Genomic DNA, 13,458 nt, shown 5'->3' with positions numbered 1-13,458 from the left:
GCCAGAGGACACCGTTGCAAGCGCGGGACGCACACGCCAATGTATTTTTTGTAGGGCTCATGGGGGCAGGAAAAACCACCGTGGGCCGGGCCATTGCGCGCCGTCTCGATCGCCCGTTCTTCGATTCCGACCACGAAATCGAAGCGCGCACGGGCGCGCGCATTCCGGTGATCTTCGAGCTGGAGGGCGAAGCGGGCTTTCGCGAGCGCGAGGCGAGCGTGATCTCCGAGCTCACCGGGCGCGAAAATATCGTGCTGGCCACCGGTGGCGGCGCGGTGCTGCGGCCGGAAAACCGTGAATCATTGCAAAATCGCGGCGTGGTGATCTACCTGCGAGCCAATCCGCATGACCTCTGGTTGCGCACCCGGCGCGACAAGAATCGCCCGCTTCTGCAAACCGAAGACCCCAAAGCGCGTCTCGAAGCGCTCTACGAAGTGCGCGATCCGTTATATCGGGAATGCGCGCATTTCGTCATCGAAACCGGCCGGCCTTCGGTCAACGGCCTCGTCAACATGGTTCTGATGCAGCTCGAGATGGTCGGCGTCGCCAAACACCCTGCGTCATAATGGACCGTATGATTACCGTCAATGTCGAACTGGGCGAGCGCGCCTACCCCATCCATATCGGTGCCGATCTGATCGGCCAGACCGCATTGTTCGCACCGCATATTGCCGGTAGTTCGGTCACGATCGTCACGAATACCACCGTCGAGCCGCTTTACGGCGACAAGCTGCGCGCCGCACTCGCGCCGCTCGGCAAGCAGGTCTCCACGGTCGTTTTGCCGGATGGCGAAGCGTACAAAAACCTTGACACCCTGAACCTGATTTTCGACGCGCTGCTCGGCTCGCGCGCCGATCGCAAGACCACGCTGATCGCTTTGGGCGGCGGCGTGATCGGCGACATGACGGGTTTTGCCGCGGCCTGCTACATGCGCGGCGTGCCGTTCATTCAGGTGCCGACAACGTTGCTGTCGCAGGTGGATTCGTCGGTGGGCGGCAAGACCGGCATCAATCATCCGCTCGGCAAGAACATGATCGGCGCGTTCTACCAGCCGCAAGCCGTGATCGCCGACATCGGCGCGTTGCGCACGCTGCCGGCGCGCGAACTGGCGGCGGGCGTCGCCGAAGTGATCAAGACCGGCGCGATTGCCGACGCCGGTTTCTTCAGCTGGATCGAAGCGAACGTCGCGGCGCTGAACGCCTGCGAGCCCGCGGCGCTGATCGAGGCGGTCAAACGCTCGTGCGAGATCAAGGCGTCGGTGGTGGCGCAGGACGAGCGTGAAGGCGGACTGCGCGCGATTCTCAATTTCGGTCACACCTTCGGCCACGCGATCGAAGCCGGGCTCGGCTACGGCGAATGGCTGCACGGCGAGGCAGTCGGCTGCGGGATGGTGATGGCGGCGGATCTGTCCGTCCGCATGGGCTATCTCGACGAGACCGCGCGCAAACGCCTGGTCGACGTGATCGTCGCCGCGCATTTGCCGACCCGGGCGCCTGCGCTCGGCGAGTCGCGCTATGTCGAACTCATGCAGGTCGACAAGAAGGCGGAAGCCGGCATGATCAAATTCATTCTGCTGAAGCGTTTCGGTGAGACGCTGATCACCCAGGCGCCCGACGACGAGGTGCAGGCCACGCTGGCTGCCGCGATCTAACGACGGCGGCTAGCCGGGCAAAGTATCACGCACCCGCGTCACGTGGCGCCGTTTATGTTTCGGAGAACCCGGTGACAGACAGGCGCAGCGACGATGTAAAGCACGACCCTGCGGAGCTGGCCGGCACGGCGGCGCTCGGCGTGCTCACCCAGGAATCACTCGAAGCGCACCTCGCGCCGTACGCGGCGCATTCGGCGCAGTCGCGCGGCCGCCGTTATCCGGAAGCCGCGCCCAGCGCCCGCACCGAATTCCAGCGCGACCGCGACCGCATCGTGCACTCCACGGCGTTCCGCCGGCTCGAATACAAGACGCAGGTCTTCGTGAATCACGAGGGCGACCTGTTTCGCACGCGTCTCACGCATAGCCTCGAAGTGGCGCAGATTGCGCGCTCGGTGGCGCGCAATCTGCGAGTCAACGAAGACCTCGTCGAAGCGATTTCGCTGGCTCACGATCTGGGCCACACGCCGTTCGGCCATGCCGGTCAGGACGCGTTGAATGAATGCATGCGCGAGCACGGTGGCTTCGAACACAATCTGCAAAGTCTCGCGGTGGTCGACGATCTGGAGGAGCACTACGGCGCGTTCGACGGCCTGAACCTGTGCTTCGAAACGCGCGAGGGGATTCTCAAACACTGTTCGCGGGAAAACGCGCGACGGCTCGGCGCGCTGGGCGAGCGCTTTCTCGAAGGCCGCCAGCCCTCTATCGAAGCGCAAATCGCCAATGTCGCCGACGAGATTGCGTACAACAACCACGACGTCGACGACGGCCTGCGTTCGGGCCTGATCACGGTCGAGCAACTCGCCGAAGTGGTGTTATGGCAGACGCACTACGAGGCGGCGCGCAGCGATTTTCCGCAGATCGAGGGGCGCCGGCTGATTCACGAGACGGTGCGGCGCATCATCAACACGCTGATCGTCGATCTGATCGATACGACCAGGCTGAATCTGGTCCGCTACGCGCCGACTTCGCTCGACGCGGTGCGTGCCGCGCCCGTGCTGGTCGCGCATAGCGAAGCGATCGCCGCGCAGGCCGCGGTGCTCAAGCGTTTTCTGTTCAAGAACCTGTACCGCCATTACCGCGTGATGCGGATGGCCAACAAGGCGCGGCGCGTCGTGATTGGTCTGTTCAACGCATTCACGGAAGATCCGCGGCTGCTGCCGCCGGGTTACCTCTCCGCTGACGGAGCGCAACAAGCCCGTCTGATCGCGCATTACATCGCGGGGATGACGGATCGGTATGCGCTCAAGGAGTATCAGCGGCTGTTCGTGATCGAAGACAACTGATTGCGACACGGCGCCGGCGTTGACCGGCGCCGCAACCTGCCTGCCGCAAACTACCGTAGGCTAGCGCGTGCTACCGCAAGCGGGACGCGAACAACGCCCCGGCAATCAGCGCAACACCGCCGACGATCGCAATCGTCTGCCACGGGTTTTCATGCACGTAATCGTCGGCGTCGGCGATCGCGACTTCAGCGCGCTCGCGTACGGCTTCGCGCGTGTCGTTCAAACGTGCGCGCGCGGCTTCCAGCTGTTTGCGCAGTTTGCCGCGCAGTGCCACGGCGTCGGCCTGGGTGCCATCGGCCAAAGTGGATTCAAGTTCGGACATCAGCGTGCGCAGTTCGCCCGCGATATCTTCGGCCGCGTGGCGGCCGTGGCGTGCAATACGTTTCGCACGGCGGCTCGTGCTGGTCCAGGATTCGCCGAGGGCGTCTCGCGTATTCGGAAGTGCTGTCATGGTCGCTCCGTCGATGAGGTGAAAGGTCCCACGCCTCGTCACACAGACGCACATCACGTCCACGACGCGGGAAACACCCTGCGGACGCAACTTTGGTGCCAAACCCGTGAGCGCGGCCCGATTGCCGCGCAGCCTCGTTCGCGTCGCCGGACGGCGGCCTCGTCGACGGCTATTCGTCAGCAGATATTGCACGAGCCGGCGCGATTGCGGGTCAAATTTACAAACACTCGCACCGGCCCGGAAATAGGGCGCACGCGGCCAGCGTGCGGCCCCGGAGCACACATGAAACGAAAAACGCCGTCATTGGATCGATGACGGCGTTGTCCAAGCCACGAAAATTCGACTACCCTAACTAAACGCGTCCCTATTTTCGCGAAGCGTTAGAAACGGTAACCGATGTTGACGTAGGAAACGATCGGGTTCAGCTTGATCTTGGTTTGCGACGTGGCCGTCAGCGTGCCGACCGGCGTGTTGGCGGCGGTGGTCAGCTTGGCGGTCGTGCTGAGCGGCAGATACGAGATCGAGACGCCCGCGAACCAGTGCTGGTTGAACGCGTAAGTGAAACCGGCATTAAACACCGGCTCCCACGAACTATCCGTACTGACGCTGGTCGGACCATGCAGAACATTAGCTTCAAACGCGCCGTTGGTGATCTTCTGGTCGGTGAACCAGATGCGACTCACGCCAACGCCGAGATATGGGCGGAACGTAGCGGTCGGTGCGTTGAAGTAGTACTTGAACAGCAGAGTCGGGCTCCACTGTTTTGCCTGGCCCAGCTTGCCGAATTGTTCGAGGCTGCCCGTGCCGTTCAGGTCGAAAGAAGGCGGGATGCCGATCACGAATTCGGTTGCGATGTGATCAGTGACGAAGTAGCCGGCGGTGAAGCCGAGCGTGTCGGCGGAACCCAGCGATGCACCGGTGTTGGGTTCGTTAATGTTGGTGGGGCTGCCGCCAAGACTTGTGATTCTCAACGGGTCGCTGCTCGATTGAGGCGCAAGATGGAACCAGCCTGTTGTGACGAAAAAGCTGCCGGCCGATTGCGCGTGCGCTGCCGTTGACATACAGGCTAGCGCCGCGAGCCCCGTTACGGCCTGTTTTAATTTCATATGTGCTCCTCCAGAAAAGGCCCGCTCATTATGACTACAACGTTTGAAACAAACCATACGCGGCGGTTAGAGCTTTCTCCCTAAGCACCGCGCGGTTTCTGGCTCAGCCGCGCCGCGCCGAACGTAGGGCGCATGCGGCTTTTCGGACCTTCGGGTATGTACCAACGCGACTATCGGATACTCCAGCATGGCACGGCTTGCACGTCTCTATGTCCCTGACCAGCCGCAGCACGTCATCCTCCGCGGACTCGATCAGCAGCCCGCGTTCGTCGACGACCAGGACTACGAGCTTTTCATCGACTGTTTGAAAGCGGCTTCGCGCGACCATCACTTATCGATTCACGCTTATGCGTTGATGCCGGGTGCGGTGCAACTGCTCGTCACACCGACCGAGGAGTCGAGTCTGCCGAAGGCGATGCAGGCGGTAGGGCGCCGCTACGTGGCGCACTTCAACCGGCGCTACGCGCGTCGCGGCACGTTGTGGGAAGGGCGTTACCGCGCCACGGTGATCGAAGGCGAACGTTACTTTCTGCTGGCGAGCCGCGTCGTCGAAATGTGTCCGGTGCGTGCGCAACTGGTGAGCGCGCCGGAAGACTACCGCTGGTCGAGCTACCGTCATCACATCGGCCTGACGCTCGACAGCCTGATTACCGACCACCCGTTGTACTGGTCGCTCGGCAATACGCCGTTCGAACGGCAGCGCGCGTATCGCGATCTGTGCGAGCAGCCGCTCGACGAACGCGAAGCCAGTCAACTTCAGCAGGCCACGCTAAAAGGCTGGGTGTTGGGCAGCGATACCTACCGCGAATGGGCGGCGCGGGCCGCCAATCGGCGCGTGTCGCCGCTGCCGCGCGGCCGGCCGCGCAAGGTGCGCGAGACGCCTCAGCAGCAATAAAAGCGTTTCGCAGCAAAGGGTTGGATCCGAACGGCATCTTCGTATGCCGTTTTCTTTTGCACGGTTTTGATGTGGCACCAATAAAAACACACCGCAATGCACCAACTTGATAATTGGGGATCGATCATCATGTTTTATTTGCTATTCCGTTGATTCGTCGCGTATATTCCGAATTCCGGCGCTTTTTGATACGCGTAGCATTTCAGCGTGTCCCGCTCAAAGCGCCGTCGCGGTTGCGGTTGCGAGCCGCGGCAATAGAAAAATGGTTTAACGGCCTGTCCGGCCCCCTACAGACGGTGTCCCCATGAACGACCACCAGCAACCGACTCATCCGGTTCCCGCCGCGCAAGGTCTGTACGACCCGCAAAACGAGCACGACGCCTGCGGCGTCGGCTTCGTCGCTCATATCAAGGGCAAGAAAAGCCACGAGATCATCGAGCAAGGCCTGAAGATTCTCGAAAACCTCGACCACCGGGGCGCCGTCGGCGCCGATCCGCTGATGGGCGACGGTGCGGGCATCCTGATCCAGATCCCGGACGGCTTCTATCGCGAGGAAATGGCCAAGCAGGGCGTGGTGCTGCCGCCGAACGGCGAGTACGGCGTCGGCATGGTCTTTCTGCCGAAAGAACACGCGTCGCGTCTGGCCTGCGAGCAGGAGCTGGAACGGACGGTGAAGGCCGAAGGCCAGGTCGTGCTGGGCTGGCGCGACGTGCCGGTCGACCACACCATGCCGATTTCGCCGACCGTCAAGGCGAGCGAGCCGCTGATCCGCCAGATCTTCATCGGCCGCGGCAAGGACATCATGGTGACCGACGCGCTGGAGCGGAAGCTGTACGTGATCCGCAAGACCGCGAGCCACCGCATCCAGGCGCTCAAGCTGAAGCACGGCAAGGAATACTTCGTGCCGTCGTGCTCGGCGCGCACGATCGTCTACAAGGGCCTGCTGCTGGCCGGTCAGGTCGGCGTGTACTACCGCGACCTGCAGGACGAGCGCACCGTCTCGGCGCTGGCGCTGGTGCACCAACGCTTCTCGACCAACACGTTCCCGGCGTGGGAACTGGCTCACCCGTACCGGATGATTGCGCACAACGGCGAAATCAACACGGTGAAGGGCAACGTCAACTGGCTGAACGCCCGCACCGGCGCGATCGCGTCGCACGTGCTCGGCGACGACCTGCCGAAGCTATGGCCGCTGATCTATCCGGGCCAATCGGACACCGCCTCGTTCGACAACTGTCTCGAACTGCTGGTGATGGCCGGCTACCCGCTCGTCCACGCGATGATGATGATGATCCCGGAAGCCTGGGAACAGCACACGCTGATGGACGACAACCGCCGCGCGTTCTACGAATACCACGCCGCGATGATGGAGCCGTGGGACGGCCCCGCCGCGATCGCCTTCACCGACGGCCGTCAGATCGGCGCGACGCTCGACCGTAACGGTCTGCGTCCGGCGCGCTACATCGTCACGGACGACGACCTCGTCATCATGGCGTCGGAAGCGGGCACGCTGCTGATCCCCGAGTCGAAGATCGTCAAGAAGTGGCGTCTGCAGCCGGGCAAGATGTTCCTGATCGACATGGAACACGGCCGCATCATCGACGACAAGGAACTGAAGGACAACCTCGCGAACGCCAAGCCGTATAAGAGCTGGATCGACGCCGTGCGGATCAAGCTCGACGAAATCGAGCCGAAGGCCGAAGACGTCGCGACGGAACGCCGCGAAGCCGCTGCGTTGCTGGATCGTCAGCAGGCGTTCGGCTACACGCAGGAAGACCTCAAGTTCCTGATGGCGCCGATGGCGCAAGCCGGCGAAGAAGCGGTCGGTTCGATGGGCAACGACTCGCCGCTGGCGGTCATGTCCAACAAGAACAAGACGCTGTATCACTACTTCAAGCAGCTGTTCGCGCAAGTCACCAACCCGCCGATCGACCCGATCCGCGAAAACATGGTGATGTCGCTGGTGTCGTTCGTCGGTCCGAAGCCGAACCTGCTGGACACGAACAACATCAACCCGCCGATGCGTCTCGAGGTGTCGCAGCCGGTGCTCGACTTCAAAGACATCGCGAAGATCCGCGAGATCGATCAGTACACGGGCGGCAAGTTCAGCTCTTACGAACTGAACATCTGCTATCCGGTGGCGTGGGGCAAGGAAGGCATCGAAGCGCGCCTCGCTTCGCTGTGCGCGGAAGCCGTCGACGCGGTCAAGTCCGGCTACAACATGCTGATCGTGTCGGACCGCAAAACCGACCGCGACAACGTGGCGATTCCGGCGCTGCTGGCCACCGCCGCGATCCACACGCACCTCGTGCAGCACGGTCTGCGCACGAGCGCCGGTCTGGTGGTCGAAACCGGCTCGGCGCGTGAAACGCACCACTTCGCGCTGCTCGCGGGCTACGGCGCGGAAGCCGTTCACCCGTACCTCGCGATGGAAACGCTCGGCCAGCTCGCGGCCGGCCTGAAGGGCGACCTGTCGCCGGAGAAGGCGGTCTACAACTTCACCAAGGCGGTCGGCAAGGGCCTGATGAAGGTCATGTCCAAGATGGGCATTTCGACCTACATGTCGTACACCGGCGCGCAGATTTTCGAAGCGGTCGGCCTGGCGGAAGATCTGGTGCAAAAATACTTCGCGGGCACCTCGTCGAAGGTGGGCGGGATCGGTCTGTTCGACGTCGCGGAAGAAGCGATCCGTCTGCACCGCGACGCATTCGGCGACAACCCGGTTCTCGCGAACATGCTCGACGCGGGCGGCGAGTACGCGTACCGCGTGCGCGGCGAAGAACACATGTGGACGCCGGATGCGATCGCCAAGCTGCAACACTCGGCGCGCAGCAACTCGTATCAGACGTACAAGGAATACGCGCATCTGATCAACGATCAGACCAAGCGTCACATGACGTTCCGCGGCCTGTTCGAATTCAAGTTCGATCCGACCAAGGCCATCCCGCTCGACGAAGTCGAATCGGCGAAGGACATCGTCAAGCGTTTCGCGACCGGCGCCATGTCGCTGGGCTCGATCAGCACAGAAGCACACGCCACGCTGGCGGTCGCGATGAACCGCATCGGCGGCAAGTCGAACACCGGCGAAGGCGGCGAAGATTCGGCGCGCTATCGCAACGAACTGCGCGGCATTCCGATCAAGAACGGCGACACGATGAAGTCCGTGATCGGCGAAGAAGTGATCGTCGACATTCCGCTGAAGGACGGCGATTCGCTGCGCTCGAAGATCAAGCAGGTGGCGTCGGGCCGTTTCGGCGTGACGGCGGAGTACCTGTCGTCGGCCGATCAGATCCAGATCAAGATGGCGCAAGGCGCGAAGCCGGGCGAAGGCGGCCAGTTGCCGGGTCACAAGGTGTCGGAATACATCGGCAAGCTGCGTTACTCGGTGCCGGGCGTCGGCCTGATTTCGCCGCCGCCGCACCATGACATCTACTCGATCGAAGATCTGGCGCAACTGATCCACGATCTGAAGAACGCGAATCCGGTGGCCAGCATCTCGGTGAAGCTGGTGTCGGAGTCGGGCGTCGGTACGGTCGCTGCGGGTGTCGCGAAGGCTAAGGCGGATCACGTCGTGATCGCCGGTACGGACGGCGGCACGGGCGCGTCGCCGCTGTCGTCGCTCAAGCATGCGGGCACGCCGTGGGAACTGGGTCTCGCCGAAACGCAGCAGACTCTGGTGCTGAACCAGTTGCGCGGCCGGATCCGCGTGCAGGCCGACGGTCAGATGAAGACCGGCCGCGACGTCGTGATCGGTGCGCTGCTCGGCGCGGATGAATTCGGCTTCGCGACGGCGCCGCTCGTCGTCGAAGGCTGCATCATGATGCGCAAGTGCCATCTGAACACCTGCCCGGTCGGCGTCGCGACGCAAGATCCGGTGCTGCGTGCGAAGTTCCAGGGCCAGCCGGAACACGTCGTCAACTTCTTCTTCTTCGTTGCGGAAGAAGCGCGCGAAATCATGGCGCAACTGGGCATCCGCAAGTTCGACGACCTGATCGGTCACGCCGAACTGCTCGATACGAAGAAGGGCATCGAGCACTGGAAGGCGAAGGGTCTCGATTTCTCACGCGTGTTCTATCAGCCGCAAGTGTCGGCGGACGTGGCGCGTAAGCATGTCGGCATGCAGGACCACGGTCTGGAGAAGGCGCTCGACCACGTGCTGATCGAGAAGGCGAAAGCCGCGATCGAAAAGGGCGAGCACGTCTCGTTCATCCAGCCGGTGCGCAACGTGAACCGTACGGTCGGCGCGATGCTGTCCGGCACGATCGCGAAGAAGTACGGCCACGACGGCTTGCCCGACGACGCGATTCATATCCAGTTGAAGGGCACGGCAGGTCAGAGCTTCGGCGCGTTCCTCGCGAAGGGCATCACGCTGGATCTGGTCGGCGACGGTAACGACTACGTGGGCAAGGGCCTGTCGGGCGGGCGCATCATCATTCGTCCGACCAACGATTTCCGCGGCAAGTCCGAAGAAAACATCATCTGCGGCAACACGGTGATGTACGGCGCGATCGAAGGCGAAGCCTTCTTCCGCGGCGTGGCCGGCGAGCGTTTCTGCGTGCGTAACTCGGGCGCAACGGCGGTGGTCGAAGGCACGGGCGACCACGGTTGCGAATACATGACGGGCGGCACGGTCGTCGTGCTCGGCGAAACGGGCCGTAACTTTGCGGCCGGCATGTCGGGCGGCATCTCGTATGTGTTGGATCCGGACAACTCGTTCGCGGGCAAGTGCAACAAGTCGATGGTCGCGCTTGAACCGGTCCTGCAAACGGCCGAACAGGAGCGCACGGTCGACAAGGGCCTGTGGCACACCGGCGTGACCGACGAAGCGCTGCTGAAGGGATTGATCGAGCGTCACTTCCAGTTCACGGGCTCGCCGCGTGCGAAAGCGCTGCTCGAAAACTGGGACGCGTCGCGCCGTCAATTCGTGAAGGTGTTCCCGACCGAATACAAGCGCGCGCTGGGCGAAATGGCCGCGAAGAAGGCGAACAAGGAAGTGCTCGCCGCTTAACCCTGCCACATCGCCGCACCGCCGCTTCGCTGGCAAGTTGCCAGCGGGACGTCACCCTTAAGCCGTACCCGCCGCGCGCGGTCACCGTTCAACGGTGCGCCGCGGCGGGTGTAGATCACCCCACCTGATACAGATAGAGAAGAGAACCACATGGGCAAGGCAACCGGTTTTCTCGAGTTCGAACGTCGCCACGAGACGTACGAAGCTCCGCTCACGCGTGTGAAGCACTACAAGGAATTCGTCGCCGCACTGAGCGACGACGAAGCGAAGATTCAAGGCGCGCGTTGCATGGACTGCGGCATTCCGTTCTGCAACAACGGCTGCCCGGTGAACAACATCATCCCGGACTTCAACGACCTGGTGTTTCATCAGGACTGGAAGAACGCGATCGAAGTGCTGCACTCGACGAACAACTTCCCCGAGTTCACGGGCCGCATCTGCCCGGCGCCGTGCGAAGCGGCGTGCACGCTCGGCATCAACGACGACCCGGTCGGCATCAAGTCGATCGAACACGCGATCATCGACAAGGCCTGGGCCGAAGGCTGGGTTGCGCCGCTGCCGCCGAAGCACAAGACCGGAAAGAAGGTCGCCGTGGTCGGTTCCGGCCCCGCCGGTCTCGCCGTCGCGCAGCAACTGGCGCGCGCGGGGCACGATGTGACGGTGTTCGAAAAGAACGACCGGATCGGCGGTCTGCTGCGTTACGGCATTCCCGATTTCAAGCTGGAGAAGTGGCTGATCGATCGCCGCATGCGGCAGATGGAAGCGGAAGGCGTGACGTTCCGTGCCAACGTGTTCATCGGCCGCGCGGATTCGCTGCCGGAGCACATCGGCAACACGGCGAAGGAAACCGTTACGCCGGCGGAACTGAAGGAACAGTTCGACGCGGTGGTGATTGCCGGCGGTTCGGAAACGCCGCGCGATCTGCCGGTGCCCGGCCGCGAGCTGGAAGGCATTCACTACGCGATGGAATTTCTGCCGCAACAGAACAAGGTCAATGCCGGCGACAAGGTCGCGAACCAGTTGCTCGCGAAGGCCAGGCATGTGGTCGTGATCGGCGGCGGCGATACGGGCTCGGACTGCGTGGGTACGTCGAATCGTCACGGCGCGAAGAGCGTTACGCAATTCGAACTGCTGCCGCAGCCGCCGGAAGAAGAGAACAAGCCGCTGGTGTGGCCGTACTGGCCGATCAAGCTGCGCACGTCGTCGTCGCATGACGAAGGCTGCGAGCGCGATTGGGCGGTTGCGACCAAGCGCCTCGAAGGCAAGAACGGCAAGGTCGAGAAGCTGATCGCGGCGCGCGTCGAATGGAAGGACGGCAAGATGCAGGAAGTGCCGAACTCCGAATTCGAAATGAAGGCCGATCTGGTGCTGCTCGCCATGGGCTTCACGCAACCGCTGTCGCCGGTGCTCGAAGCGTTCGGCGTCGACAAGGACGCGCGCGGCAACGTGCGCGCCGCGACCGAAGGCGACAAGGCGTATTACACGTCGGTGGACAAGGTGTTCACGGCGGGCGACATGCGTCGCGGCCAGTCGCTGGTGGTGTGGGCGATCCGCGAAGGCCGTCAGTGCGCGCGTTCGGTGGACGCGTTCCTGATGGGGCATTCGGAACTGCCGCGTTAAACGTCTCCGGCCGGTTTCCGCTGCCGCGCTGCGGTGGAAACCGGCTACTGCTTGCAGGAAGAGGTGGAGACGACAAGGCTGGATTATCGAGCCGTGAAAAAACAAAGCCGGGCACCTGAGAGGGTGACCCGGCTTTTTAGTTGTATGCCGACCGCGCGTTGTTATCCGCGATACCGTGCCAACGTCAGCCCCTCCAGATCGATCTCCGGCTCACGCTGCGTAATCAGATCCGCGACCACACGCCCCGACCCCATCGACATCGCCCAACCCGTCGAGCCGTGCCCGAGATTCAGCCACAGATTGTCCACGCCGCACGCGCCGAGTAGCGGTGCGCCGTCGGGGGTCATCGGCCGGCGGCCTACCCAGAAGTGCGCGGAGGTCGGATTCGCCGCGTGCGGGAACCAGTCCTTGAGCACTTTCATCAGCGTCTGCAGCGCCTGTTCGCGCAACGTGGTCCGGCCGTTGCCGAGTTCCGCCGTGCCGGCCACGCGCAGGTTATTGCCGAAGCGCGTGATCGCCGTTTTCAGCGATTCGTCCATCAGCGCGGCGCGCGGAGCTTTTTCTTCGTCGGTGATGGGCAAGGTCGCCGAATAGCCTTTCACCGGATAGAGCGGCACCTTTACGCCGAGCGGCGCAAGCAACGCCGCGCTGTCGACACCCAGCGCCACCACGACCGCATCGGCCGGCACCGCCTCAATGCCGCGCTCGCTTTCCACACGCACGCCGCGCACCGCACCGCCTTGCACATCGAGCGACTTGATCGTCGTGTCGAAGCGAAACTGCACGCCATTGCGCTCGCACACCGCGCGCAATTCGCGGGTGAAACGGGCGCAGTCGCCGGCCTCGTCGTCGGGCAGATAGAGACCCGAAAGCGGCGCCTCGCGCGCCCAGCGCAAACCCGGTTCGATCTCGACGCATTGCGCCGCGCTCACTTCCCGATGTGCAATGCCCGCATCGCGCAATACCGTCAGCGCCGGCTGCGCAAGCTCCACGTCGTACTCGCTGCGAAACAACTGCAGATAGCCCTGGCTGCGCCCGTATTCGAACGGATGGGCCCGGCGGAATTCGTGCAGACAGTCGCGGCTGTAATAAGCGATTCGCTGCATTCGCTGCTTGTTGACGCGAAAGCGTTCGAGATCGCACTCCCGCAGCCAGCGCGCGATCCAGCGCCACTGCGCCGGGTCGAAGGTCGGCCGGAAGATCAGCGGCGAGGTCGGCTTGAACAGATATTTGAGGATCTTGGTCGGCATGCCGGGCGCGGCCCACGGCGTCACATAGCCCGGCGCGATCACGCCGGCGTTGCCGAAACTGGTGGACAGCGCGACGTCGGGTTCACGCTCGATCAGCGTAACGTCGCAGCCCTGCTGACGCAGGTAAAAAGCGGTGGCGACGCCGATCACGCCGCCGCCCAGAACAATCGTTTTCATGAATGTGTGCAGCGAGG

The 13,458-nt window shown here is 63.1% G+C and carries 9 protein-coding genes; 6 read left to right on the top strand and 3 right to left on the bottom strand.

All coding sequences use genetic code 11. The features are described 5' to 3' along the window. Positions 1 to 14: 14 nt before the first annotated feature. From HWY05_RS34785 to HWY05_RS34775, 3 genes are all read left to right on the top strand, one after another. The gene (locus tag HWY05_RS34785; RefSeq protein ID WP_035554795.1) at positions 15 to 566 is read left to right on the top strand and encodes a shikimate kinase; all 552 of its coding nucleotides are present in this window, start codon (positions 15 to 17) and stop codon (positions 564 to 566) included. Beyond that, positions 566 to 1,651, top strand: coding sequence for a 3-dehydroquinate synthase (gene aroB / locus HWY05_RS34780; protein WP_035554797.1), 1,086 nt, complete (start codon positions 566 to 568; stop codon positions 1,649 to 1,651). Before HWY05_RS34785 ends, aroB begins: the two co-directional genes overlap by 1 nt. A 116-nt stretch (positions 1,652 to 1,767) precedes the next feature. Next, positions 1,768 to 2,934, top strand: coding sequence for a deoxyguanosinetriphosphate triphosphohydrolase (locus HWY05_RS34775; protein ID WP_244146777.1), 1,167 nt, complete (start codon positions 1,768 to 1,770; stop codon positions 2,932 to 2,934). A gap of 70 nt (positions 2,935 to 3,004) precedes the next feature. Here the strand turns inward: HWY05_RS34775 and HWY05_RS34770 are convergent, their stop codons facing one another. Continuing rightward, positions 3,005 to 3,385 carry a DUF883 family protein gene (locus tag HWY05_RS34770; RefSeq protein WP_035554801.1) on the bottom strand — a complete coding sequence of 127 codons (381 nt, stop codon included), beginning with the start codon at positions 3,383 to 3,385 and terminating at the stop codon, positions 3,005 to 3,007. 380 nt (positions 3,386 to 3,765) lie between these two features. Next, positions 3,766 to 4,491, bottom strand: a complete 726-nt coding sequence (locus HWY05_RS34765) for an OmpW family outer membrane protein (protein ID WP_035554803.1) — start codon at positions 4,489 to 4,491, stop codon at positions 3,766 to 3,768. A gap of 187 nt (positions 4,492 to 4,678) precedes the next feature. On the opposite strand from HWY05_RS34765, the gene HWY05_RS34760 reads away from it, so the two are divergent. The 3 genes from HWY05_RS34760 to HWY05_RS34750 all read left to right on the top strand — a co-directional run bounded on the left by HWY05_RS34760 (position 4,679) and on the right by HWY05_RS34750 (position 12,014). Beyond that, the gene (locus HWY05_RS34760; protein WP_035554805.1) at positions 4,679 to 5,386 is read left to right on the top strand and encodes a transposase; all 708 of its coding nucleotides are present in this window, start codon (positions 4,679 to 4,681) and stop codon (positions 5,384 to 5,386) included. A 304-nt stretch (positions 5,387 to 5,690) separates the two neighbouring features. Next, on the top strand, positions 5,691 to 10,394 hold the full coding sequence (locus HWY05_RS34755; protein WP_176061175.1) for a glutamate synthase-related protein: 4,704 nt from the start codon (positions 5,691 to 5,693) through the stop codon (positions 10,392 to 10,394). A gap of 150 nt (positions 10,395 to 10,544) precedes the next feature. After that, positions 10,545 to 12,014, top strand: a complete 1,470-nt coding sequence (locus HWY05_RS34750; RefSeq protein ID WP_176061174.1) for a glutamate synthase subunit beta — start codon at positions 10,545 to 10,547, stop codon at positions 12,012 to 12,014. Positions 12,015 to 12,175: 161 nt separating this feature from the next. Here HWY05_RS34750 and HWY05_RS34745 read toward each other — a convergent pair whose 3' ends face one another. Then, positions 12,176 to 13,441: a D-amino acid dehydrogenase gene (locus tag HWY05_RS34745; RefSeq protein ID WP_176061173.1), complete on the bottom strand. Its 1,266-nt coding sequence runs from the start codon at positions 13,439 to 13,441 to the stop codon at positions 12,176 to 12,178. Between the last annotated feature and the right edge of the window lie 17 nt (positions 13,442 to 13,458).

The sequence above is a fragment of the Paraburkholderia sp. BCC1876 genome, assembly GCF_902833695.1.
In the GTDB taxonomy this organism is placed as follows: domain Bacteria; phylum Pseudomonadota; class Gammaproteobacteria; order Burkholderiales; family Burkholderiaceae; genus Paraburkholderia.
This window is presented reverse-complemented; position numbering and strand designations above follow the sequence as displayed.